This is a genomic window from Hyphomonas sp. BRH_c22, from assembly GCF_000961795.1.
Taxonomy (GTDB): Bacteria; Pseudomonadota; Alphaproteobacteria; order Caulobacterales; family Hyphomonadaceae; genus Hyphomonas.
Map to the genome: position 1 here is coordinate 41,574 of NZ_LADU01000092.1, position 25,124 is coordinate 66,697.

At 57.2% G+C, this 25,124-nt stretch carries 23 protein-coding genes and 1 tRNA gene; 4 read left to right on the top strand and 20 right to left on the bottom strand.

Annotation, left to right across the window (positions count from 1 at the left end; translation table 11 throughout):
- The first annotated feature begins 143 nt into the window (after window positions 1-143).
- The 3 genes from VR74_RS12845 to VR74_RS12855 are packed head-to-tail and all read left to right on the top strand — an operon-like array spanning window position 144 to window position 2,298.
- Window positions 144-1,064, top strand: coding sequence for a phosphotransferase family protein (locus VR74_RS12845; RefSeq protein WP_299950432.1), 921 nt, complete (start codon window positions 144-146; stop codon window positions 1,062-1,064).
- Window position 1,065: 1 nt separating this feature from the next.
- Window positions 1,066-1,449 carry a DUF6285 domain-containing protein gene (locus VR74_RS12850; RefSeq protein ID WP_045697387.1) on the top strand — a complete coding sequence of 128 codons (384 nt, stop codon included), beginning with the start codon at window positions 1,066-1,068 and terminating at the stop codon, window positions 1,447-1,449.
- Between the two features lie 27 nt (window positions 1,450-1,476).
- Window positions 1,477-2,298 (top strand): hypothetical protein, encoded by an 822-nt coding sequence (locus tag VR74_RS12855; RefSeq protein WP_299950435.1) that lies wholly within the window; start codon window positions 1,477-1,479, stop codon window positions 2,296-2,298.
- Window positions 2,299-2,300: 2 nt separating this feature from the next.
- On the opposite strand, the gene maiA is transcribed toward VR74_RS12855, so the two are convergent.
- From maiA to VR74_RS12910, 11 genes are all read right to left on the bottom strand, one after another.
- Window positions 2,301-2,942, bottom strand: a complete 642-nt coding sequence (gene maiA, locus VR74_RS12860; protein ID WP_045697391.1) for a maleylacetoacetate isomerase — start codon at window positions 2,940-2,942, stop codon at window positions 2,301-2,303.
- Between the two features lie 16 nt (window positions 2,943-2,958).
- A complete protein-coding gene (locus VR74_RS12865) occupies window positions 2,959-4,278 on the bottom strand; it encodes an N-succinylarginine dihydrolase (RefSeq protein ID WP_045697392.1) in 1,320 nt (439 codons plus the stop codon).
- Window positions 4,275-5,729, bottom strand: a complete 1,455-nt coding sequence (gene astD, locus VR74_RS12870; protein WP_045697394.1) for a succinylglutamate-semialdehyde dehydrogenase — start codon at window positions 5,727-5,729, stop codon at window positions 4,275-4,277. Before astD ends, VR74_RS12865 begins: the two co-directional genes overlap by 4 nt.
- On the bottom strand, window positions 5,726-6,769 hold the full coding sequence (locus VR74_RS12875; protein ID WP_045697396.1) for an arginine N-succinyltransferase: 1,044 nt from the start codon (window positions 6,767-6,769) through the stop codon (window positions 5,726-5,728). The genes astD and VR74_RS12875 overlap by 4 nt, the downstream gene beginning before the upstream one ends.
- Window position 6,770: 1 nt before the next feature.
- Window positions 6,771-8,030 carry a hydrolase gene (locus VR74_RS12880; RefSeq protein WP_045697398.1) on the bottom strand — a complete coding sequence of 420 codons (1,260 nt, stop codon included), beginning with the start codon at window positions 8,028-8,030 and terminating at the stop codon, window positions 6,771-6,773.
- Window positions 8,031-8,143: 113 nt separating this feature from the next.
- The gene (locus VR74_RS12885; RefSeq protein ID WP_045697400.1) at window positions 8,144-9,316 is read right to left on the bottom strand and encodes an outer membrane beta-barrel protein; all 1,173 of its coding nucleotides are present in this window, start codon (window positions 9,314-9,316) and stop codon (window positions 8,144-8,146) included.
- 230 nt (window positions 9,317-9,546) lie between these two features.
- Window positions 9,547-9,623, bottom strand: a tRNA-His gene (locus VR74_RS12890).
- Between the two features lie 73 nt (window positions 9,624-9,696).
- Complete coding sequence (gene nusG / locus VR74_RS12895) at window positions 9,697-10,239, bottom strand: transcription termination/antitermination protein NusG (protein ID WP_045697554.1); 543 nt, start codon at window positions 10,237-10,239, stop codon at window positions 9,697-9,699.
- 42 nt (window positions 10,240-10,281) lie between these two features.
- On the bottom strand, window positions 10,282-10,491 hold the full coding sequence (gene secE / locus VR74_RS12900; RefSeq protein ID WP_045697402.1) for a preprotein translocase subunit SecE: 210 nt from the start codon (window positions 10,489-10,491) through the stop codon (window positions 10,282-10,284).
- A 165-nt stretch (window positions 10,492-10,656) separates the two neighbouring features.
- Window positions 10,657-11,538 (bottom strand): SMP-30/gluconolactonase/LRE family protein, encoded by an 882-nt coding sequence (locus VR74_RS12905; protein WP_045697404.1) that lies wholly within the window; start codon window positions 11,536-11,538, stop codon window positions 10,657-10,659.
- 40 nt (window positions 11,539-11,578) lie between these two features.
- A complete protein-coding gene (locus VR74_RS12910) occupies window positions 11,579-12,412 on the bottom strand; it encodes a 2-dehydro-3-deoxygalactonokinase (protein WP_045697406.1) in 834 nt (277 codons plus the stop codon).
- 268 nt (window positions 12,413-12,680) lie between these two features.
- Between VR74_RS12910 and mazG the strand changes: the two genes are divergently transcribed.
- Entirely contained in the window at window positions 12,681-13,451 is a 771-nt protein-coding gene (gene mazG, locus VR74_RS12915) for a nucleoside triphosphate pyrophosphohydrolase (RefSeq protein WP_299950505.1), read from the top strand.
- On the opposite strand, the gene hflX is transcribed toward mazG, so the two are convergent.
- The 9 genes from hflX to VR74_RS12960 all read right to left on the bottom strand — a co-directional run bounded on the left by hflX (window position 13,448) and on the right by VR74_RS12960 (window position 25,121).
- Window positions 13,448-14,767, bottom strand: coding sequence for a GTPase HflX (hflX, locus tag VR74_RS12920; RefSeq protein ID WP_299950439.1), 1,320 nt, complete (start codon window positions 14,765-14,767; stop codon window positions 13,448-13,450). The genes mazG and hflX overlap by 4 nt on opposite strands.
- Before the next feature lie 6 nt (window positions 14,768-14,773).
- Window positions 14,774-15,022, bottom strand: a complete 249-nt coding sequence (gene hfq / locus VR74_RS12925) for an RNA chaperone Hfq (RefSeq protein WP_034743071.1) — start codon at window positions 15,020-15,022, stop codon at window positions 14,774-14,776.
- A gap of 82 nt (window positions 15,023-15,104) precedes the next feature.
- Window positions 15,105-16,472, bottom strand: a complete 1,368-nt coding sequence (locus VR74_RS12930) for a potassium transporter TrkG (RefSeq protein ID WP_299950442.1) — start codon at window positions 16,470-16,472, stop codon at window positions 15,105-15,107.
- A 43-nt stretch (window positions 16,473-16,515) separates the two neighbouring features.
- Window positions 16,516-17,889: a Trk system potassium transporter TrkA gene (gene trkA, locus VR74_RS12935; protein ID WP_045697413.1), complete on the bottom strand. Its 1,374-nt coding sequence runs from the start codon at window positions 17,887-17,889 to the stop codon at window positions 16,516-16,518.
- 24 nt (window positions 17,890-17,913) lie between these two features.
- Window positions 17,914-19,302 (bottom strand): sigma-54 dependent transcriptional regulator, encoded by a 1,389-nt coding sequence (locus VR74_RS12940; RefSeq protein ID WP_045697415.1) that lies wholly within the window; start codon window positions 19,300-19,302, stop codon window positions 17,914-17,916.
- Window positions 19,293-21,632, bottom strand: coding sequence for an ATP-binding protein (locus VR74_RS12945; RefSeq protein ID WP_299950445.1), 2,340 nt, complete (start codon window positions 21,630-21,632; stop codon window positions 19,293-19,295). The genes VR74_RS12940 and VR74_RS12945 overlap by 10 nt, the downstream gene beginning before the upstream one ends.
- Before the next feature lie 57 nt (window positions 21,633-21,689).
- Window positions 21,690-23,066 (bottom strand): sigma 54-interacting transcriptional regulator, encoded by a 1,377-nt coding sequence (locus VR74_RS12950; RefSeq protein ID WP_299950448.1) that lies wholly within the window; start codon window positions 23,064-23,066, stop codon window positions 21,690-21,692.
- On the bottom strand, window positions 23,059-24,129 hold the full coding sequence (locus VR74_RS12955; RefSeq protein ID WP_045697421.1) for an ATP-binding protein: 1,071 nt from the start codon (window positions 24,127-24,129) through the stop codon (window positions 23,059-23,061). Before VR74_RS12955 ends, VR74_RS12950 begins: the two co-directional genes overlap by 8 nt.
- 2 nt (window positions 24,130-24,131) lie before the next feature.
- Window positions 24,132-25,121: a tRNA-dihydrouridine synthase gene (locus VR74_RS12960; protein ID WP_045697423.1), complete on the bottom strand. Its 990-nt coding sequence runs from the start codon at window positions 25,119-25,121 to the stop codon at window positions 24,132-24,134.
- Window positions 25,122-25,124: the final 3 nt, after the last annotated feature.

The following is a 25,124-nucleotide window of genomic DNA, read 5'->3' on the forward strand; positions in this document are numbered from 1 at the left end:
GGCTCAAGGTTACTCTGGGTAAGACCTTGGCGTGCCTCTTGTTCCGCGCGATTGTGTCAAAGATGGGAAGCACAGATCAGATTGAAAGAGCTTTGGAAAGCTGGGCCCGCCGCGATTTCGGCGAAAGTGCGCATATTGCAGCCTTGAAACGATTATCGGGTGGGGCCAGCCAGGAAACATGGGCCTTCGAAATGGTGCAAGGCGCGACGCATCATCGCCTGATCCTTCGCCGTGTACCGGGAGGCGAATCGGTTACCCGGTCTTCTGAGGCCATCAACCTGCGCACTGAATCAGCTTTGCTTGGGTGCGCCCAGCGGGCAGGCGTACCTGTTCCCGGCGTGCTGGGTGTCTTCGAGCCCGGCAGCGACCTTGGCGAGGCATTTGTGATGCATCGGATCGAAGGGGAAACGATCGGCCGGAAAATCCTGCGCGACGAGGCCTATAAATCGGCGCTGCCCTTGCTCGCGGCACAGTGCGGTCAAGCGCTGGCAGGAATTCACGCAGTGGACCTGGCTACGCTACCGGATTTGCCTCGTAGCAATGGCGCAGACCAGATTCGGAAGTACGAAGACATATACCGCAATTTTGACCTGCCACGACCGGTGTTTGAACTGGCGTTTTCCTGGCTCAAGGCTAATGAGCCGACCGCTCATGCGCCTGTTCTGGTGCATGGCGACTTTCGGCTTGGCAATCTTATCGTCGATTCAAATGGACTGGCCTCGGTCCTGGACTGGGAACTCGCGCATATCGGTGATCCGCGCGAAGACATTGCCTGGATTTGCGTAAATTCCTGGAGGTTCGGCCAGATCGAGCACCGCGTCGGCGGGTTTGGTGAACTTGAAGAGATGTTGGCCGCATACGCTGCCGCTGGCGGCGCGCGCTTCGAGGCGCGGGAGATCGACTGGTGGGAAACACTGGGCAGCCTGAAATGGGGTATCATGTGCATGATCATGTACGAAGCTTTCCGGTCTGGTGGTGATCCGAGTGTCGAACGCGCCGCCATAGGCAGACGCGTTTCTGAAACGGAGATTGACCTGCTCAATCTGCTCGAAAAGGCGCTTTGACATGCATGATGCCCCCTCTCCTTCTGAGTTGATTGCAGCTGTTAAATCATTCATCGACAAAGCGGCCGCTCCACAACTGACCGGCCATGCCGCCTTTCATGCGCGCGTCGCATCCAACGTGCTCGCAACCTTGCTGCGCGAACTTGAACATCGCCCGGCTGCCGAGCACGATGAATCCGAGCGCCTGCGTGAAATCCTGGGCGCAGCGCCAGACGCAACGGTCCACGACATGAACCGCGACCTGTGCGGACGCATACGTGATGGCCATATGGATGCTGCAACACCTGGCTTGTTCCAGCATCTCAAAACGACCACAATCGACCAGCTGTCTATAGATCAACCGAACTATTCCGGACTTGAGGCCGCGCGCTCCAGGCCCGGCTGATAAAGCTGAGACGAGCGAGAACCTTCCATGAAACGCGTGTTACTGGCCATCGGCATACTCTTTGTATTGGCTGTGGGATTGGGGCCGTGGGCCTATAGAACACTCTTCGCGCCGGGCGAGCCATTAGCTCTCCCGGCCTTTGACTATCGTACCACTGATAGCTGGGCAGCATTACCGGCCGAGGTTCCCGCGCCAGTCTGGAAAGATGGGTGGGCCGTGGATGTCATTCTCATCGCGCCCGATGCTGGTCTGGCGCCCCGCTCGGAAGCCGAACTCGCCTCACAAACTACACGCGCCGGTGCACAGGCAAAACGCATGGCGGAATCACTGGCGGCTGTGGGTCCGGTTTATGCGCCCCTTTTCCGGAGAGATTCGGAGCAAACCGATTTGTCTACAGCATTCCAGCAATATGTAGACACCCACAACCGCGGCCGGGCATTTGTCATCGCGACGGATCACACTCTGACGGCTGAGGCATTTGCGGGTCTGAAAGCAGATGATACGCTGCGCGAACGCTTTGGCGGATTTTTGAGACTCACACGGGACATTGGTTCGGACGATCCCTTTCCCGCAATCGATGGTGCAGCTAGTTTGAAAGACTACTGTCCGGACCAGTATAGTGAATTGTCAGACTGTCAGCCGATAGTCCGGATTGGACGTCAGGATGGCATGATGATTGTTGCTCAGGACTCGCCAGTTGGCGGCGACAACCTATCGGGACTGACCTCATGGCTGGAGGCCAATGTCGCCAAGACTGCCGAACCACTGGGCTCGCTTGAAGAAGTCGAGATCATCGACATTCGGCGGCCCGGAGATACAGACGAAAACCGCGCCACGGACAAAGACTAGGATCAGCCTCTTTGTTGGGCGTCGGGTGCGGCGCGCACAAATGCGTCCAACTGACAGCATGCCGCATCAACTTCGAGCAGCCTGGGGAAAGCCGACAGGTCCATGTCAAAACGCTTCGCGTTCGCCACTTGCGGCACGAGACAAGTCTCTGCAATGGTTGGTGCTTCACCAAACAAAAACCTACTGCTCGGCAAGTCTCGTGCAATTACCTCAAGTGCTGAAAAACCGCGACGAATCCAGTCATGATACCAGTGGGTTATTGCCGTATCGTCCGCACCAAAATCATTCCGCAAGGCAGCCAGTACCGACAGATTGTTGAGCGGGTGAATGTCACAGGCAATCGTATCCGCGAAAGACCGTGCCTGAAGCCGTTTCCACGGATCGGACGGGAGTAGTGCCGGACCAGGAAAGCTCTCGTCAATCCATTCAATGATCGCCATGGATTGGCCTATAACGCGGTCATCCACCTCGATAGATGGCACCCGCATCTGTGGATTGATCGTGCGATACTCGCTTTGCAACTGTTCGTCTCGACCCGGTGCGATGTTCACCGGTATGCTCTCGTAAGTCACACCCTTCAGGTTCAGTGCGATACGAACACGGTAAGCGGCCGAGGAACGCCAATAGTCATATAGCTTCAGCATTCGTCTCTCCGGCTAGTCATGCAAGGGATTCAAGATCAAGCACCCCGAGAATCTGTTCGCGGGCGGCACGGCATTCATCGGCGAATTTGGGGTCAGCGAGATCCGATGGCGCAAGGCGGTCACGATAGCTAGCGCGAACAACATCCTGAAGCTCGTCGATCACCTCGTCATCCAGCAGGACGCCTTGATGGCATGCGTCTATCTCAGATTCTGTCATGACCACACGAAGACGCAGGCAGGCTGGCCCTCCCCCGTTTCGCATGGACTGACGGACATCGACATATTCGACCCGGCCAATCGGACCGTTGCCCGACACCATCTGCTCACAAAATAAACGGGTCGAATCCATTTCCTGAGTCTCAATGGGTGCCACCAGCACGAGGCGATCATCACCAGGCGTTTTGAGAAGTTGGGAATTGAAGAGATATGACCGTATGGCGTCCTCTATCGGGACCTCTGCGCGCGGCACCATTACCGCCTTCAGTTCGAACAGCCCGTCTGCAGCTTGGCGTATCGAGCCCAAAACGCCATCCGTATCCTCAAATGCCATCTCATGAAAGAATAGTGTATCCAGCGCGCCAACACAGACAACATCATTGTGAAAGGCTCCTGCATTAATCGCCGCGGCTGACTGGCGCGCCAAGATTGCCCGCTGAAAATCAAGCCCATGACCTCGCACGATCGATTCACTTGCCAAACGGCTCTGACGGGCAGGGAACCCGGTCGTACTCTCTCCTGCCAGACGCCCGAATACGAAAAGCTCTACGCCAGCCGCGCCGTGCTCGGCGCTTAAGCGTACATGATTTGCCGCGCCTTCGTCTGCGAAATCAGGATGCATTGGCAGTGCAGAGTGCACAGCGAAACAATCCTCGTCATCAAATACGGAAATGAGTGTCGCCGTCGTATCGGGGTGTTCAATGCTGCGATGAAGCATTGTGGAGAGGTTGGCCGTGGTCAAGTGCAACCGACCGTCGCCAGTGTCAGCAGACGGCGACACTGTTGCGGCATTCGCTGTCCACATATTGCTAGCCGAATAGGCCGTCTTTAGGAGGTGCGGCGCAGACCGCGCTGCAGATTCGATGATTTGCGCATCGCTGCCTGTAAATCCCGCCGAAACCAAGAAATCGAAATTGGGACGTGGCAATGGAGGCAGAACACCTTGAATGAGGCCCGCTTGAATCATCCTCCGCATCTTTTCGAGGCCCTGCAGAGCTGCTTCCCGGGGATTCGAAACCGCTCCAGCATGCGTCGCGCTGGCCAGGTTGCCATCCGACAATCCGCCATAATTATGCGAAGGCCCGATCAATCCATCAAAGTTGACCTCAAAGGCGGTCATTTCGGAAATCCCTGAGCGCCCATACGTTCTGCCTTGTCGGCAACCTGGCTGGCCTGCGGCCACGCACAATAATCGGCGGCATAGTATGCGCCCGGCCGGAAATTGCCCGACAGTCCCGGGCCACCGAACGGCATGGACCCGCTGGCCCCTGCAGTGGGCCGGTTGCGGTTCAGGATGCCTGCCCGCATTTCCCGGTGCGCCTTGACCCACAGGGCATCATCGTCGCTAACCAGACCGCCTGACAGGCCATAGCGCGTCGCATTCGCCCGAATGAGAGCGTCGTCGAATGTCTTGACCCTGACAATCTGCATGAGCGGTCCAAACAATTCTTCGTCGGGCACATGATGCGCTTCCGTGACGTCTATGACGCCTGCAGTCACAAAACCGCCGCCACGATCCATGCGCTTCAACCGGCGCAAGGACTTCCCGCCGGCCTTGGACAACATCATCTGGAAATCTGTTGCAGCCTGAGCGGCGGCCTCGGACACGAGCGGCCCCATAAATGCGCCTTCTTCGTCCCATGCTCCAATACTCAGGCCCTTGGCGCGAGCGATGATAGCCTCGACCACGGAGTCACCAAATTTCCCTTCCGGGAGTATGATCCGCCGGGCACACGAGCAACGCTGGCCCGTCGTCAGGAAACTGGACTGCGCGGCAATGTCGGCCGCCGCTTCGACATCAGCGGGATCCCATATGATCAGCGGATTATTGCCGCCCATTTCAAGCGCAAGGATTACATCGGGGCGACCTGCAAAATGCTTGTGAAAGAATACACCAGTATTGGCTGATCCCGTGAAAAGGAGGCCGTTGATTTCAGCATTGAGGAGCGCCCCTCCTGTATCTCGGGCACCGTGGACGATATTGAGGCAGCCATCTGGAAGACCCGCAGCCTGAAAAGCTTCAGCCATGAGCGCCGCGACACCTGGTGCTAGTTCAGATGGCTTGAATACACACGTGTTGCCTGCGAGTAGCGCTGGAACGATATGCCCGTTGGGCAAGTGACCCGGAAAATTGAAAGGCCCAAACACAGCCAAGACCCCGTGAGCGCGGTGTGTAAGGTGTGACGAACCGAACGCAGCCTGTTCGAATTTCGAACCTGCTCGCTCATTCTGCGCCGCGATGGAGACCGAGACCTTGGCTTTCATCGTCGCAGCTTCAGCTCGCGTTTCCCAGAGCACTTTACCCATGTCGCGACTGATCGTCGTTGCAATCGCTTCCGTCCGCTTGCCAATCTCTTCAGCATACCGCTCAAGGATCGTCGTACGGTCTCCCTGAGGCAGCCGGGACCAATCATGAAACGCCTCGCGTGCGGAAGCGACAGCGGCATCGACCTGATTTGCAGCCGAAGCGTTGCCATCCCAGACGGCTTCTCCTGTGGCTGGACACGTATTGACCAAACGCGGACCGTGGCCTTCCGCCCATTTTCCATCTATATATACGCTAGGCATCATGATTTGCTCCGTAGCCAGATCCGCGCTTTGGCGCCAGGCTTCAGTTGAAGGGCTTCGATGATCGCAGGCGACATGGTTGCAACATTATCGGCATCCACTTTCATCGTTGCGAGCGATACGCGAAAATCGGGCAACGAGTTGCTGGACACAATGCCCTGGCGACCAGCCGTATCGCTCTCCACATTACCAGGAGACACCGTTACCAGTCGGCTTTCCTGTATGGTTCGAATATGCCGTCGTTGCGCCGCGACGAGAGGTCCGCCATCAAAAATATCGACCGTGCGATCGAACTGGAAACCTTCCCACTGAAGCAGCTTGTATGCCCCGACACCTTCCGAATGGCACCTGCCGATGACTTCACGCGCTTCTGGCGGCAGCAGATCGACATAGATTGGATACTTCGGCATGAGGTCCAGGATAAACTGATTGTCTGTCGTGGCTGAAAGACGGTCGGCCTCGGTAAAGTCCATGCGGAAGAAGTGACGTCCCAGGCATTCCCAGAATGGCGATCGTCCCGTGTCGTCCACGACTCCCCGCAACTCGGCTAGAACGTTTTCGCTAAATCTCTCGGGCGCTGCAGCCATTAGCAAATAGCGCGACTGAGCTGCGAGGCGTCCGGCACCGCCGCCGCGATGATCGGGCTTCAGGAAAAGTGTGCCGACCTCTGTATACCCGACATACTCGTTGGTCAGGATAAGCGCATCCATGTCGAAGCGCTTGTTACCTGCTGCATGGCTCGCCTGGGCCAAGGTTATGACCCGATAATTGAAGAACGGCTGGTCGATGCCCGTTCCAGCTTTTACAGCCGAACATCCCACCACTTCTCCAGTTCTCAGATCCTCCATCATCAGCAAATACTTGCCGTATTCCAGACGTTTCTGCAGGCCCTTGAAAGCTCGTTCCGACTTCTCGAGGCGTTCGTGCAGGATGAGTTCGTCTACCGGCAGGCTGGTGAAGCCCGGACCGGACTGACGCGCAAGTTCCATGAGTGCGTCGAAGTCTTCAAGTCGGGATGGACGCATGACATAGGCGCTGGACATGTCAGTTCTCCATCAAGGCCTTTATACGCGGGCCATCCATTCGGCCATCCGCCAGACGATTTAGAAGGAGAGCTGAAAGCGTGGCGCGTTCCGCAAAGCTATCGACCACGACAAATTCCTCGCTTGAATGAATCCGCCCCCCCCTCACGCCGAGCGTATCGACATTGGGCACACCTGCAGCAAATATATTGTTGCCCTCACACACGCCACCTGTGTCGATGAATTCCAGATCGAGCCCGATTGCACGGCCAGTGGCGTGTACAGCATCAAAGATGGCTTTTTGCGCAGCGTTGCGCGGCTTGGGTGGACGGTAGAAGCCCCCGTGCAGGTGTCCTGAAATTCCGGCGCGCGACGTTGCGCGCTCAAACAGTCGCGTCACGGCAGAAATTGTCCAAGCTGCAGCTTCCGCATCGGGAGCGCGGGCGCCGAACCTGACAACCGCCAGGTCGGGCACGATATTGACCGCGCTGCCGCCTTCTATCGCTCCGACGTTTACTGTCACACCATCGCGTTGCCAATTAAGGGCCTCCAATCCAACGACGAGCTCGGCAGCGGCCTCGATGGCGCTTCGGCCCTCTTCCTTGGCGCGACCGGCATGCGCTGCCTTTCCGTGAAGGACGATATCAAATACGGCCGACCCTTTGCGTCCGCCTGACATAGCACCTGTATCCATCGCCGGTTCATAGGTCATCCCGACATGAGCGCCCGATTGCGCTGCTTCTGTCAGCGCGGCGGCACTGGCGTGATTTCCGATTTCCTCATCCGGTGTGATGACGATCTGGTAGCCTAATCGATCACGAAAAGGACCGGCCTCGAACGCCTTGAGCGCCTCCAGCATGACGCATAGACCGCCCTTCATGTCGGCAAGGCCCGGACCATTCAGACGCCCGTCTCCCAAGTCCTTGACGCCTTCAAAAGTTCCCTTCGGAAACACAGTGTCGTAGTGGCCGGTCAACACGACCTGCACGGGGGCTGAAGGGCGTGAAGAGACGCGCAGGATGGGCGCGGTGTGGATTATCTCAACCTTTCCAGAAGCATCAATTGTTTCAAATCCGGGAGCCTCGTCGAGGCGGACATGACCATCCAGCTCTGAGAACGCGTCAGCCAATACGCCTGACAAGGCCTTCAGCCCGTCGATGTTCCAGCTGCCCGTGTTGATGTCGGACCAGGCACATGTGCGAGCCACCATGCCTGCAGAGGCCATGTTCAGACGCTCAAGCGCCGCTTCATCTTCAATTGTCAGCTTGGATAGTTCAGTCATGGATACTTGGTTTCATAGGTAACGATCCGGGGCAAGTCTGCCAGAGTGGGTGTCCCAGACAAAAACGGCCCGGCTTTAAGCCGGGCCGCTAATTATAATTACATCGAGTTCAACTATTGAACGTTGATCACAACTTCCGCACGACGGTTCAGTGGTTCGCGAACGCCATCACGTGTCGCCTTGGCAAGTTCGTTCTCGCCTTTGGCAACTTCAGTGATGATGGCTGCATCCACACCGCGTGACACCAAGGCTGACGTTACGATGTTTGCGCGACGCTGCGACAGGCGCTCGTTATAGGCGCTGGCACCCGACGTATCGGTGTGTCCCGCAATCGACACCGCGCTAGGTGCACAACCGGCACCAGCCGTGATGTTGGCCACTGCCTGATCAATCACTGCAGCAGCCTGGCTGGTCAGATCAGCCTTGTCCCACTCGAAGTAAACCACGAAATTCTGGTTCAGACCCGAGCACACAACTTCCGGAGCAACCGTTTCCGTGGTTGGCGGAGGCGGTGGTGGCGGAGGCGGAGGTGGCGGAGGCGGCGGAGGTGGTGGCGGTGGCGGTGGTGGCGGTGGTGGCGGTGGCGGTGTTGCGCCAAACGCGTAACGGAGACCAACGGTCGCCGAATGACGGGTCATATCGCCTTCGTAGTCCGGACCACCGTGATTGCCGCCAAGATCCATGTCTTCCGACACGAAATATTTGTAACCGACGTCCATCGTGAGCTTTTCGCTCAACTTGTAACCGAAACCGAGAAGGCCTTGGTAAGCCAGGTTGGTGTCTGTGTCGGAAAACCCGTTAGCCGCGCTAAGGTCTGTTCCCGAAACGTAGTTCAGGTTGCTCGCCTTGGCGCTTGCGCGGACCGCTCCGATACCGATACCAACGTAGGGCTGAAAGGCGCCCGCACGGTTGAAATCATAGATGCCGTTCAGCATCAGGTCGACAGACTGGAGGTAACCGTTTGGGTTGGAAACGGTCAGCGGCAGAGTACCGTTGACGTCCGATGGAACAGCCAAATCGCCGCTGTTATAACCCACAACACCTTCAAGGCGGAAGCCGTTGTCAAAGCCGTAGCCAAGACCGATATCACCACCCCAGGTGTCGTCGATGTCGGAATCACCGCCGATCGTGCCCATTTCATTTTGGTTTACCGGATCATGATCCAGCTTTCCATCAAACGAATACTGTGCATCGGCGCGGCCGTACCAGCCTTCCTCTGCCTGAGCGACCATGCCGGCAGACGCAAACGCGGCCGCGGCTGTCGCGCACATAAGAGTTTTCTTCATACTCGATCCCCTTCTTGTGCCGATGGACGGGATTGTCCTCGACCGCAGGTTCATACGCGCATCATTGCGCATGGTTCCTGTTAAACTTTTTTACTGGATACTGCGAGTGTTTTCCCACACCGAAGTACCGAAACGCATGGTGTTTTTCCAGCCACGCGACCCAATTGCAACAGAATACCCTTGCGCGTCAAAATTGTGGCAGGAATCTATATTCCCCTTTTATTAGGGGATGGTACCGCCTCTCCGGTTTGAACGGAGGACCTCTGGTTCCACAAACCAGCGCTCTAACCAACTGAGCTAAGGCGGCTTATTTTTTTGAGATACAGTCCATTTACCGTCGATTCAAGCGCCAGGGCGCCTGAAACTGCCATCCTCGCGAATCAGATCTTTGCAACCTGATCGAATTCGAGATCGACCGGCGTACCGCGGCCGAAAATGGACACGGTGACCTTGAGGCGGCCATTTGCCTCGTCGATTTCTTCGACTGCGCCCTCGAATCCCTGGAACGGACCGTCATTGACCTGAACCTGTTCGCCAATTTCAAACGAAATCTTTGGCCGCGGACGCTCTTCTGCTGAATCAGTGGACGTGCCAAGGATACGATCAACCTCGCGCTGGCGAACGGGCAAAGGCTTCTTGCCGCCGTCCGAACCGAGGAAACCCGACACTTTGGGCGTGTCCTTGACCAGGTGGTAAACATCGTCGGTCATTAGTGCCTTCAACAGCACATAGCCCGGGAAAAACCGGCGTTCGACCGTCTTCTTCTTGCCGCGTGCGACTTCGACGACTTCCTCGGTCGGAACCTGAATGTCTTCGATCAGATCCGAAAGACCCTTACGCTCCGCCTGTTCGAGAATCGATGCGGCGACCTTCTTTTCGAAGTTCGAATAAGCGTGGACGATATACCATTTGGCTTCAGCCATAGGGCCTACGCGCTCCTTGAATACGAGTTGTTCGGCCTGCATCTACAGGCCGGTAATTGCTTTGACGGCCATGCTGATGACCGAGTCGGCGGCAAACAGGAACAGGGCGATGAGAACGGACATGATCACCACGAAAATCGACGCCTGAATTGTTTCAGGGCGTGTCGTCCATGTGACCTTGTTCCCCTCAGCGCGCACCTGGCGCACGAAGGTGATGGGTCCAACGCGTTTTTTCTTGTCCTTGTCGGCCATTTCGACACTTTCTTGAAAGGCGGGGGGGTAGCGGTTTTGATCCGCTACGTCCACGATTAAAGTTGATACGCTCATTTGTGAAGGCATGTGAGGCGGAAAACCTGAGCTTGCAAGAGGGTTTCAGCGACGAAATTCGCACAATTCGCCTCTCTAACTTAGCAGAGTTTACCTGGAAACGCCGAATTGACGCGCAGGCAAGCCGGGGACATCGACAGAAATCGCAAACAGGCTGCCTGAAAGCGGTCGTGAATCCAGAGCCGGAAAGCTCATTCCAGCGCGAGCTGTCGTGATGAACAGGGTTCTCAGGTCATCTCCGCCAAACGTGCACGAGGTGGGCTGCGGCGCGGCGAGCGTCACCACCTGATCGATCGAGCCATCCGGCCGATATCGCACAACGCGTGATGCATTCCACAGACACGTCCACAGGCCACCCTCGGAATCAACCGCAGAACCGTCCGGATAGCCGCCGAACTCATAGGTCGAGGCAAAGACGCGTCGTCCGGTGAGCGTGCCCGCCTCCAGATCATGGTCGAATGCCAGAATCTCCTGCTCCGCCGAGTCACAAGTATAGAATGTCCGGCCATCCGGGGAAAACTGCATTGTATTGGTGACCAGGACCGACGGCAGTCGCATTTGCGATATCTTGCGATCTGGCGTCAGACGGAAATAACTGCCTATCGGGTCTTTTTCGCGGTCGTCCATCGTGCCGAACCAGAACGATCCATCTGGGGCAACTCCGCCATCATTGGTGCGGTTCGTGTCCGGTTCTCCCGGCAATTCGCACCAGCGCTCATACGCTTCCGTTGCAGGGTCATACAGGCCGACCTCGCGGTCGCCAGCCATCAGGAGGCACCCGTCATGGAGGGCCAGGGCACTGGCCCGGATGGGCAGGTCGTAGCGTCTCGTATTCCCGGTTTTTGGGTTGTAGCGATGAAGCTTTGCCCGCTTGATATCGACCCACCAAAGAAAACCCTCAGACGGACTCCACACAGCCCCCTCCCCCAGTACGCAACCTGTCGGCGCAACACATTCGGGCGTAATCAGCATGCGGTCTCCCGCATCGATTCAAAGGGATTTGCCTGGCAGATCATTGGTCGAGCAATCCTGCTGCTTCCGCGATTTCGAACAGGCCGTCCTGCATCGCTTCTTCTGCGGAATACTCTTCCACGCTCGCACCCAATGCATCAAGGGCCATTCCGTAAGCTTCGGCCAATGGGCCGTCCGCGACCAGGATCACTTCGTCGCCGGGGTCATAGTGCGCAGCGATGTCCGCCCCGATCATTAGTCCCGACAAGGCCGACGTCTGATGCTCGGCCCTGAGCACACCGATTGTGCGTGCCGCGCTGACAGCGAAAGGGGATGCAGCATCTTCAGTGTCTAGTGAACGCTCAACCCAATCCCTGAATACCCTCGCCTCGAACGTCTGATGGACCGACTCGCCCAGCTTCAGGGATCCCTCCGATTCGAGCAGAGAGATGATTTCTCCAGTCATTTCAGTGGAAAAACCGAGAACCCGACCTTGCTCTAGCGAGACATGCTTAGTGTGAAAGCCTGGAATGCAGACTGCACCGGACACCTGGCCGAGGCCGACAAGCAATGTCTCCTGACCGCAGAGCAAGTCGGCGGGAGACAATTGTTTGAGTCCGGGTATGACGTGGATTTCGCCGTGTCTGACCAGCGCGTCACTCAAAGCATCAAGCAACGTCGGCACCTGGAGCAAGTTCCCGGGGCCCGCACCCATATCGCCACATAGAATTATGGGAATGTTGATGGATCCGCCAAGCCAATTGGCAACGAACGCCTTCACGGTATCTGCACTCGCACCGGGCTGACGAATAGCCGCGACGTCCTCGGCACTTGAGAGAATTTCGCCGTCCTCGTCGAAAGCCCAGCCCCGGACGCTATTTATTGTCCAGTCCACTCCAATAAGCGCTACTGGCGGGCTCACCGGAAAGCCCACCGGGCGACAGTCAAGCTGGAATTACGCGAACGGCTAATACAGCTGCTGGAGAATCTTGAGATCTGCATTCCGCCGAGGTCACGCGACCGGCTGCAAAAGTCAATCTAATCGACTCGAAAACGCACAGTCGAGGTGCCTTCCAGGTCAGGCGCAGCTGCGCTAGGAGACTGGCATGAAAGATTCACACGAAACCATTGATCCCGCTCAGGCCTACGTCAGGTTGATTGATGTGATGGCGCGCTTGCGAACCCCCGGGTCGGGGTGCGCGTGGGATCTTGAGCAAAATTATGCGACAATTGCACCCTACACGATCGAGGAGGCCTACGAAGTCGCTGATGCGATTGAGCGAGGAAATATGGCAGACCTCAAGGAGGAATTAGGTGATCTCCTCTTTCAGGTCGTCTTTCACAGCCAGATGGCGTCCGAAGACGGCGCATTTGATATCGGCGATGTCACCGACGCAATCGCAGAGAAAATGGTGCGGCGTCATCCACACGTGTTCGAAACGCCGGATGGGCGATCCGCGAATGATCAAACGCGTGCATGGGAACGCATGAAGGCCGAGGAGCGCGTTCATAAGTCGCGCGGCAACTCAGCAAGCGCGCTTGATGGCGTTGCATTGGCGCTCCCCGCCCTGTTGCGCGCCGAAAAACTGCAAAAACGCGCAGCGAGGGTCGGTTTCGACTGGGCGGAAGCCGAACCGATATTCGACAAGCTCGACGAAGAGATTCGTGAGGTGCGTGAAGCGATCGCGTCGGGAATACAAGACGATGTTGAAGACGAACTCGGTGACCTTCTGTTCGTTGCCGCGAACCTGAGCCGACGACTTGACATTGATCCGGAGCAGGCCCTTCGTCGTGCCAACGCGAAATTCGAACGTCGTTTCCGCGCGATGGAGGCGGCAGCGACAGCCGACGGATTGGCATTCTCCGATCTGTCACTGGATGAGCAGGAAGCCTACTGGCAACAGGTCAAACGCGCTGAAAAAGCGGCAACCTAATCCTCGATTTCTATATCCGGGAATTCAGACTTGAACTGCCCGACACGCTCAACAGGGAGCCGGACGCTCAAGGCAACACGGCCGTCCTTGAGATTAGTTTCAGTATTGACGTCCCCGTGGCTGTGAAGCCAGGCGCGGGCGCGTCCATCTCGCGCATCCAGCATAACCGCCACGTCACGCGCTCCGCGCAATAAGGCCAGCTCAATCGCGTCGAGAAGCGGCCCCATGCCCTTGCCTGTGAGCGCGGATACGAGCACGGCAGGTACATCTGTTTTGCCTTGCGCAGCAATTTCAAGAATTTCAGCGCGTTCAGGCGCCAGCGCATCAGACTTGTTCCAAGCCTCGATCATTGGCGGCAAGGTGATACCTGTCTCCTTCTCGAGCCGCTCGAGAACAAGCTCAACGTCACGAGCTTGATCCCTGTCAGCAGGACTCGATCGATCCCTGACGTGGACAAGCAAGTCGGCCTGCAGCGCCTCCTCAAGTGTTGCTTTGAAACTGTCAATCAGATGTGTCGGCAGATCGGTGATGAAACCGACAGTGTCGATCAAAGCAGCCTCACCGATTGTCGGAAGGTCGATCCGGCGAATTGTCGGGTCGAGTGTCGCGAACGGCATGTCCTTGGCGAATACTTTAGCTCCAGACAGCCTGTTGAACAGCGTCGACTTGCCCGAGTTCGTATAACCGACGAGGGCGATGATCGGTTTGCCGCCCCGTTTTCTGCCGGCCCTCTGTACAGCGCGCGTACGACGAACATCTTCAAGATCCCGCCTCAATCGGACAATCTTGTCATCAAGCATCCTGCGGTCGGCTTCCAGCTGGCTCTCTCCCGGCCCGGAAAGGAACCCGCCCCCGCCACGCTGGCGCTCCAGATGGGTCCAGGTCCTCACCAGTCGCGAGCGTTCATATAAGAGGCGTGCGAGCTCAACTTGCAAACGCCCCTCTTTGGTTCGCGCGCGCAATCCGAAGATCTCCAAAATGAGACCCGTACGGTCAATAACCTTGACCCCGAGGCGCGTTTCAAGGTTGCGCTGCTGAACCGGTGTCAGCGCACCATCTACAATCGCCACAGTGCAGTGATGCTCGTCGAGATCGGCCGCGAAGCGGTCCAGCAACCCGCCTGAAAACAAGACGGATGAGTTGACATTCCGTACATGATCAGCCCGCAAGAATGCAAGTTTGCAACCCAGCGCCTCAACGAGCCCAGCGGTCTCTTGAAGCCGTTCTTCAGTGGGGCGGTTTGCAGGCGTAAACCAAGGTATGACCGCACCGGCGATTTCGGTCTCTGGCAGACGATCAATCAGCTTGTCGTTCAAAGGGACCTATTGTCCCTCCAACTCTTCATCGAACAGTTGAACTGGTGCACTCGGAGCGATCGTCGAAATCGCGTGCTTATAGACCAGTTGAGGCGGACGGCCATCTCCGCGCAGTAAAACGCAGAAATTGTCGAACCATGTTACGACGCCCTGCAACTTGACCCCATTGACCAGAAAGACTGTCAAAGGCGTCCGTGATTTTCTCACTGCGTTCAGGAACGTATCCTGCAAGTTTTGCTTTTTTTCCGAAGACATGGGAGCGACCAGTCCTTCTATTGTTCTTGTTATGTGTCGCGAACTAAATGGATTGGGTGAATTGTGCAAGTGCGAACACTGCTTAACCCCGCCAAAAGCTGGGAGAAAGCGCCGGAATGATTGCCAAAATCTCCAGACGCCCCAAAATCATCGATATGATGAGCAGCGTTGTCGCGCCGCCGCCGAGGTCACTCGTATGCCCCATCAGAAGGGCCCCTGAATTGGTGAGACCGCCGATCGAAAGCCGAATTGTTTCCTCAAATGGCAGATTTTGAAAGCTGAAACCGATCATCACAATGAACACCGCGACAATGTAGGCGACGAGGTAAACCCATACGCCGATCACGCTTCTTTCGTCGAGTTCCCTGTCCCGGAAGCGGAATCCAAGAACTGAACGACGATAGCCCAACTGGCGAAATTCCTGGCCGGCGCGGCGTGCCAGAACGATCAGACGCGCGATCTTCACGCCCCCTGCAGCAGACAGAGCCGAACCACCGATGAGCGCTGGCAGCACAAGAATTGGCAACGGGACAAGGTCACGCGTTGGAGCGCTCGAGAGTATGAGTCCTGACGTCGACAAGGCAGACGTTGCCCAGGCGAGCGCATCGCCAACGCCAATCCCCAGGAGCAGGACCACGGCCGCAAACATGGTTATGAGGAACAGAAAGGTAACTGTTTCCGGGTCCATCAGCGCCGCACGGGGCTTGCGATCCTTCAGTGGCAACCATACCGCCAGGCCAAGGGCGCCGACAATCAAACCCATCCCAAGGATGATTGATGGAAATGGCTGCAGGGAGACTCGGCTGACAGTATTAGGGTCTACCGCACCGGTCGTCATGGCGCTCACGGCATCGCTCAAGGCTCGAGGAAATGGCACACCGCTCATTATAAGCAGTCCGAGGAGTACGATCAAAAAGACAAGCATCATGATCGAGACCGAACGTGCGACGCGCGGTACGGCATCGAAGAAGCTGGACTCGGGCACCGTAAACAGGACTGTTCGATGAATTCCAGGTCCGCCGAGATTGATAGCAGCCAGAACACTGGCAGCCGTGATGATCGTCGCCATTCCTCCGATTATGTGCAGTACGCCCCGCCAGAAAACGAGACTGACCGGCCATACATTGGATTCCGTTCGAATGACCGATTGCCCGGACGTGGTGAGACAGGCTGCTGCCTCATGGATGGCGTTCAATAGAGACCCGTTGGCGACGCCAAGCACAAAGGGCAAAGCGCTTGCCACAGGCGCAATGAACCACCAGATTATAACCACAGCCAACGCATCTGAAGGGCGCGCCTTGCGACTGGGCCGTGGCGTGAGCAACAAGACACTGCTCGCCAGAACTGCAATGCCAATCGTCGTGACCAACAGCGCAATAACCTGATCCGTCTCTCCAGCGACGATTGCGACCGCAATCGGCAGCAATGCGCTGCCAGCCACGACCAGCATGAGCAGAGCCAGGACACGAACGATGGATGCGTAATTCATTCCGCTAGAAGAAGTCCGGGCTGACCCGGAAATATTTTTCGACCTTCCGCACCATGCTCTCCTCATAAAAGATAATGAGGCGGTCTTCAGCCTGGACGAACACGTCCGGCCCGGCAATGATGACCTCATCATTCCGGATCACCGCAGCCGCAGTCACGCCATCAGGAAGATCGTCATATCCGAGGGGCTTTCCGATCAATGATGAGGATTCCAGCGTGACCCCCTCAGCGACTTCCGCCAAACCATCTTCGATTGATTGCAGTCCCAGAATCCGCCCCCGGCGCATGCGCAGCAGGATTTGCGAAACCGTAAGGGCGCGCGGATCCAGCACCGCATCGACACGCATGTCTCGCGCCAGTCCGGCCAGTTCAGTTGCGTTGACCAGCGCCAAAGCTCGTTTGGCCCCTGCCCGCTTGGCAAGGTTGCAAATAAGCAGATTGGCTTTGTCATCATTGGTGATCGCGATCACAAAATCGGCTTTGGGTGCGCCTGCTTCCGCCAGTATATCCGGACTCAAACCGTCTCCCTGGATGACAATGGTCCGCTTGAGCTCCGCAACCGCCGCGTCTGCGCGCGTGACACTGGATTCCACAAGGCGAATGCGCATGTTGCTCTCGCGTTCAAGCGCTTTGGCGACATAGAGCCCAACATTACCGCCACCGACGATGACCACATGGTCCATCCGCTCGTTGTCCCGGTTGAAAATAGAGGTCAGCCGCTCTGCATGGCTATCGAGCACCGCAATATAGGCCCTGTCCTCCGGCTTCAAAACGTCCGTAGACCTCGGAGCACGAACCGCGTCACGGCGACCGATGCCGACAATGCGTGCCGACAGATCCGGAAACAGTCCCCTGATCTGGTCGACTGGCGTGTCCAGAAGAGGACTTTGTCCATCAATCTCGAGCCCGAGCAGCTTGACCCTTCCCTTCCCGAAAGTCGCGCTCATTACGGCACCGGGTGTCCTGAACCGCTGCAAAATTGCCTCGCCTACTTCAACTTCGGGTGAAATCACCATGTCGATCGGCAAGCCTTCGCGGGAAAAAATATTCTTCCAGGCGGGGTCGATGTAGGATTGGTCTCTCACTCGCGCGATCTTGTAGGAAACGGAAAAGAGTGTGTGGGCGATCTGGCAGATCACCATGTTGATCTCGTCGAAATGGGTAACTGCGATAATCATCTCGCAATCATCTGCTCCGGCCCGCTTAAGCACGTCCGGGTGAGCGGCATGGCCCGTCACACCGCGCACATCGAGATCCGTTGAGACCTGATCAACCAGTGCAGGATTCTCGTCGATGATTGTGATATCGTGCTTTTCCCGCGCCAGACGCCGGGCAATGCCATGACCGACGCGGCCCGCGCCGCAAATTAGAACGCGCATCGCTTACTGCCTTTCGACGATCTTTCAACCATCCTGACGAGAGAGACCGGACGCTACACCCAAAGCCTTTAATTTTCTGTGCAGTGCAGAGCGCTCCATTCCAATGAATTCGGCAGTTCGCGAGATGTTTCCATTGAACCTCGTAATTTGCAGAGCCAGGTACTCACGCTCGAATTGCTCTCGTGCATCGCGCAGAGACAATCCAACGAGCTCGGCTGACCCCCCTTTCGCGTTATGCATTGCCCCGGTCGCCGTATCCCTTGGCAATTCATCGACACTCACCGGTCGACTGGCGTCCGACGGAGACAGTATGAGTATTCGTTCGACGACGTTGCGAAGTTGCCGAATATTGCCTGGCCATTCCATCGACTGAAGAACCGCCATGGCTTCTTCGGAAAATGCTCGTGGCGTCAGGCCGGACGAATCTGAAATGCGGTCAGTGAAGTATTTTACCAGGTCGGCTATGTCGTCGCGGCGCTCGGCCAGCGACGGCACCCTGAGCGGCACGACACTCAAACGGTAGAACAAGTCCTCACGGAAGTTGCCATCCTCGATTTCAACACGAAGGTCCTTGGTGGTAGCCGACATCACGCGGACATCCACGCTGACGTCCGAACGCCCGCCGACGCGCTGGAAGCGTTGCTCGGTCAGGACCCGCAAAATCTTGTTCTGCGTACCAAGCGGCATGTCAGCCACTTCATCGAGCAACAATGTGCCATTGTGCGCCTTCTCGAACAGACCCACACGAACGGTTCGGCCTTGCTGGTCTTCCTCGCCGAAAAGTGCGCTTTCCATCTGATCTGGCGCGATGCTGGCAGCGTTCACGACGACAAATGGCCCGGTGTCACGAAGTGAATTGCGGTGAATAAGTCTTGCGGCCAGCTCTTTGCCGACCCCAGCCGGACCGTTGATCATCACGCGCGAGTTCGTCGGCGCCACCTTGTCAATCGACGCCCTCAGGTTTGCGGCTGCCTGGCTGGTGCCGATCCAGTGTTCGTCTTCGCCAGCCCTGTTTCTAAGTGCGGCATTCTCGTATTTCAATGCGGCAGATTCAATCGCGCGTTCAATGAGATGAAGCAGCCTGTCCGTCTTGAATGGCTTCTCGATAAAGTCGTAGGCACCCCGCCGAATTGCAGCGACAGCCGTTTCGATGTTGCCGTGCCCGCTGATCACAATGACCGGCAGAAACGGATCAATCGATTTCAAGTATTTGAGCAGTGAAAGACCGTCCATCTGGCTTCCCTGAAGCCAGACGTCGAGAACCACGAGCCGCGGAGTCCGTGTGCGGACCTCTTCCAGCGCCCGTTCGGCCGTATCTGCCGTGCGTACTGAATAGCCTTCATCGCTGAGCACCCCGGAGACGAGCTCGCGAATATCGGGCTCATCATCAACAACCAGAATATCTAACGCCATGGTGCCGACTCCTCTACACGTTCAAACAAGGACGAATTCTGTATTTCTTCTGAGCTTTGGTTTTCATCTGCGCCAGCTCCCGTGGCGGGGAGCCAGACGCGGACGCGCGCGCCGCGCAAGCCATCCAGGCGGTTCTGGAGTGAAATTGAACCGCCGTGATCGGCGATGATGCGATTGACGATCGCCAGGCCAAGACCCGTTCCCTTTTCCCGCGTCGTTACATACGGTTCGAGGAGACGGTCGCGGACATCCTCTGGAAAGCCAGGGCCATTGTCTTCAATCGTAACCTCAAGGCCTCTTTCGTCTTCGTGCAGGACGACGCGAATACTTCCGTTCACATCAGCGTCTTCCGGAAGTCCCTCAATCGCTTCCGCCGCATTTTTCAAAAGATTTCCAAAAGCTTGCCCCAGAAGCCTCTCGTCGCCCCGGTAAACAGCCTTGTCTGTATTTGATTCAAACTCGATCTCGACATCGGGCGACACCATGTTTTGCGAGAATCCTGTGCCCTGCAGCAGGGAACGCATGTCGAAAGGCGAAACATTTGGCTTCGGCATGCGCGCGAAGGACGAGAATTCCTCAACCATTCGGCCGATGTCTCCAACCTGACGCAGAATGGTTTCAATGCAGCGGTCAAAGACACCATCAGAATCGTCGATGGAGCTGGCATACCGGCGCCGAATGCGCTCCGTAGACAACATAATGGGAGTCAGTGGGTTGCGGATTTCATGCGCAATTCGACGGGCAACATCTCGCCATGCAAGTTGCCTCTGAGCGTTGACCAGGCGGGTCGTATCATCAAATGTCAGGACGCAGCCACCAGCAGGGTCCGGCGCAGTCTTCAGCCGAATATGGCGAACTTCACCATTGATGTTTAGATCGAGGGATGCATCGACTGGTGCAATCCGTTCCAACGTATCTCTCGCATATCGCTCGAATAGCGGAGAGACTTCCTCCAGAGTCTGCCCTGGCATTATTTCGGAAATACCCAGCACTTCACCTGCCGAACGGTTCGCCAGTGTGATGATCATTTCACCGTCCATACGGATTACGCCCGCACTAACCTCCGCCAGAAGCGTTTCCACGAATTTTCGCCGGTCTTCTTCAACTTCCCGCGCCCGGATCAACGCATTGCGTTGCTCGGCCAACTGCTCGGTCATTGCGTTGAATGAGTTGGTCAACGCATATACTTCATCTTGAGGTCCGGATACGGGCACTCTCACCGTCAGATCGCCCTCGCGCACAGTGTGCGCAGCGACGGCCAGTCGACCGATGGGCCCGGTAATGCGGCCCGCCGCCTCAAGCCCGAGCCTGGCTGCCAGCAGCAGGATCAGGGCCGCGATCTGCGTGTAGCCGATGGCAAATATGTATTGCAGACGGCCACTGCGTCGCTTGGCATTGTTGTATTGCGCAAGCGCGGCTTCCGCTTCGCGCAATTGAACAGCCGCGTTCTTATCGAAATTCTTGACCGCATAGACGTATCCATCGAGTGGTTCCTGAATACGGATCAATGCAGTCGCGATACCACGGTTTTCATAAAGTGTCGTCGCGACATTCCCGGCGTTCGCTTCGTCGAATGCCGACTGCGGAGGCGGCACGAGAATAGGCTGCTGGACGCTTTGCTCCGCGATGAGCTCGACGCCATCGGGACCCAGAACCGCAATCGTGAGAAATTCTCGAAATCCGAGCTCAGACCGCAATCCATCGGTGAAAGCTTTCGAGGCATCTGTTGCCAGGCTCTCAGCATTGATCTCGTCATTCGAGCCGCTCTCTGCGAGCGACGCTTTCACATCGCGCGCAAAGTTCTCGATATCCAGGGCTGCGAGCCTGAGATCGACATCGAACGTGCCTTCAAAATTGTTGACATAATCCTGGAAAATCTGGGCGTTCTTTTCCATGATCGTGTCGACACGTTCACCCAGCCAGTTGTCGAGCCCGCGCGATATGAAAGCGCCGATGAAGAGGGCAACGATCATTGCCGGGATCAGTGCCGAAAACCCGAAAAGCAGCACGAACCGTTTGGCGAGACGCCCCTTGCCTTCTCCCCGTCCACTAACTTGAATGGCGATGTATTCCCGCGCCACGATGACAGCCAGGACGGTGATCACGACAAAATTCAAGCCGAGCAGCCACGGCGTCGCGCCAGCTGTGGGATTATCCGGATCGACGCCCGAAATCGCGATAAATGTAGCGAACACAGCGACGAGCGCAGCAATTATGAAGAGCCCCTCGAAGAGGGCCCAGCTCGCCTTCGTTGCCTGCTGGCTCAATGTATTCGACACTCGACGCTGCTCTGTAGTGGCCACCCCGGCCCCGTTGCCTTTGCGCCACACATTGGTGTCGGTTCAGCAACAGTGGTGCACTAAAGGCACAGTTCGCCGTTACGTCAATCAGTCTTCTGCGATTCCAAGCGCGTTGATCTTCGCCCGAAGTGTATTCCTGTTCATTCCCAGTAACTGTGCTGCCTTCACCTTGTTTCCGGCAGTGACTGATAGAGCGAGCTTGATGAGTGGCCGCTCCACCTGATCGATCACACGGGAATAAACAGCCGAATCCTCAGATTCGCCGCCCGCGATCAGGTCGCCCATCACATAGCGATGCAGCAAGGTCTCGATGTCTTTCTCCAATCCGGCGCTGACACCTTTTTGCTCGCTGGCACCGGCGCGAAGCTCTCGCTCGACGTCTCGAAGTGTAATCGCCTCGTCCGGACTCAGCACCGCAAGGCGAAGGATCAGGTTCTCCAGCTCGCGCACGTTGCCAGGCCAATCGTAAGCCATCAGGAGATCAAGCGCAGACTTGTCGAGCGTTTTTGCCGACAATCCTTGTCGTTGGGCCCGGATGAGGAATGCCCTCGCCAGCTCCGGTATGTCTTCCTTGCGTAACCGGAGTGGCGGCATGGTCAGGCGAACGACATTCAGGCGGTAATAGAGATCTTCGCGAAACTTGCCCTCTTCCACGAGGCGCCCGAGGTTGCGCCGGGTCGACGCAATGAGACGTGCGCCACTGGAATCCCTCAGCAGTTTAACCAGCTGTGTCTGGGCTTCGGCCGGCAAATCGCCAATTTCATCAAGATAGAGCGTGCCGCCCTTCAGCTGAACGGCGCCGCCCTCCCCATTCGTTCCAAAGAGTTCCTTGTTGATCTCGCTGGCCGGCAAGGCCGCCAGATCCAGGGCAATGAACTGACCGGCTTTCGCCGCGCCCAATTGGTGGATGGCGCGCGCCGCAAGCTCCTTGCCTGTGCCGCTTTCGCCTTCAACAAGCACCGTCAGCTCTGTGTTCATGACCTTGGCGATGATCCGATACACTTCCTGCATCGCATCGGACCGGCCGATCAAGGGTAGCCCGGCATCGCTGATCGCCTTTTGGGCCTCCGGATTGATTGAGCGGCTCGATGATTTCGGAGCGGTCTTCAATGCGCGTTGGACGAGGCTCGACAGCACGTCGATGTCAAACGGCTTGGGAATGTAATCGAAAGCGCCATGCTCTGCCGCAGATGCGGCAGTCAGGATTGTGTTCTGTCCGCTCATCACGATGAATGGCAGTTCCGGCCGCGCAAGCTTAAGCGAAGGCAAGAGGTCGAAAATCGAGGTGTCACCGAGGTATACATCCGTCACGACGACATCGCCTTCGCCGTTTCGCACCCAACGCTCGAGCGCATCAGTTGAGCTGGTTGCGCGAACATCATAACCGGCGGCGACCAGCGTCTGGTTCACGACCAATCGAATGCTCGCGTCGTCTTCTGCGAGAAGTACTGTCTTTTCAGCCAAGGTCTGCTCCATCTCCAAGGGGCAACAGTACTGTGAACCGGGTCATTCCCGGTTCGCTGTCTACCCTGATATGACCGCCATGTGCCATGATGACCTCACTGACAATGGACAGCCCCAATCCACGCGCGCCCGACTTAGAGCTCTGAAAAACATCGAAAATCGTCGCCTGACGCTCACGCGGGATGCCAACGCCGTCGTCTTCGATGGATACGAGCATCGCTCGGCGCAGACCCGCACCGAAACGGGCCTGCTTCATTGACAGTCCGGCGGCGTAGGCGGTGCGGATCGTGACTTTTCCCTGCCCTCCGCCATCCATTGCGGCCTCGGCAGCATTGCGGATAATGTTATGGAACGCCTGTTGCAGGTGATCAGCATCTCCCATGATAGCCGGAAGAGATGGATCGAACTCTCGATGAAACGTTACCGATGGTCCTATGGCGGCACGCTCTGCGGCGAAAATCTTGTCGAGCAGCGCATGAATGTTCAGTGGCTGCATACGCGGCGCCGAAAACAGTTCAAAGGCCGACAGGCGATTTACAAGCCTTTCAATCCGGCGCGCTTCGTCCTTGATGATGTCGAGCAATTCACTCTGATCGGGATTCCCCTGACGTTCCAGCAACTGCGCCGCGCCGATAATTCCGGCGAGCGGGTTCTTGACCTCGTGCCCCAGGATCCGGCCGAACCCGGCAGCGCCAGCGACAGACTCGCTGCTCTCACGCGCTGGCGTCTCGGACAGGGCAATAATGAACCCGCCGCGTTCGGCGCCGCGGATGCGAATATCGCAGATGACTCTCGAATGCATCCCAGGGCCTGCAATGGGCGTTCCAGGAGCGGTGATGTCTCCTGACTGTCGCTGCGCACGATCAACAAGTTCGAACAGGGGCGAGTCATGATAGATTACTTCGCTAAGCGGGCGCCCGGCCAGAGCACGCCGCGACATTTTCAAAAGCGACTCTGCAGCGGGGTTCGCCTCGAGAACCCGGCGACGGGAGTCGATCAGGACAAGTGCAACGGGGGAAATTTCACCAAGCATCGGCGGCTTCAGGGTTGCAAGGGGGGCCATCTTTATGCTGCCTCAAGCAGTTTGGGTTTCAGGTAAAGGGTGCGCAGTGACGAGATCAGGTGCTCTGGATCGGCGATCTGGCACATCTCGGCGCGAAGTGATCTTAGACGCGGTTCGGACAGTGATACGTCCACAGCGTCGATGGCGGCCGCTACGTGTTTGCGTACCATTCGCACACCGAGCGACGGCCCATACAAGGCAACAGAATCGCGGATCTGCTCGCAAAGGCTGTCGAGCTGGATAGCCAGGTCCGGCGCGGTTTGCGCACTTCCGGAGAGGGCTGCCGCAATCTGGCCAGCCAGCCATGGCTTGCCCATCGCAGCCCTACCAATCATCACCCCATGGGCGCCGGAATCCGCAAGCGCCTGCTCGGCAGTCTCCAGAGACCCGATGTCGCCATTGACGATCACAGGAATGGAAACCGCCTCAACGGTGCGCCGGACTGCCTTCCAGTTGGCTGAGCCATTGTAAAACTGGCAGCGGGTGCGGCCGTGCACGGTGATCATTTGAACGCCCAGCGCTTCGGCAATACGAGCGAGTTCAGGCGCATTCAGATTGTCGTCATCCCAGCCGAGCCGCATTTTCAGGGTGACTGGCGTGCCGTTCGCACCCTCAAGCGCCGATTCTATGATGCGGGTAGCAAGAGGGATATCCTGCATAAGTGCAGATCCTGACTGCCCCCCGGTTACCTGTTTGGACGGGCACCCCATGTTGATGTCGATGACATCGACACCGGCGTCACTCATCAATACCGAACCTGCATACATGTCAGCAGGTCGGCGCGCTGCCAGCTGGACGATCCAGTAGCCGGTACCCTCGTGGCGGCACGTCCGGCGAACCATATCGGCGCGCTCCGAGACAAGGGTTTCGCTGGCCACCATTTCAGACACGACAGCCGGCGCGCCAAAGCGCACGGCTTGGCGCCGCATTGGTGCGTCCGTTGCTCCGGACATGGGGGCCAGCCAGACCCTGGGTGCCTGAAAATCAGTCATGCC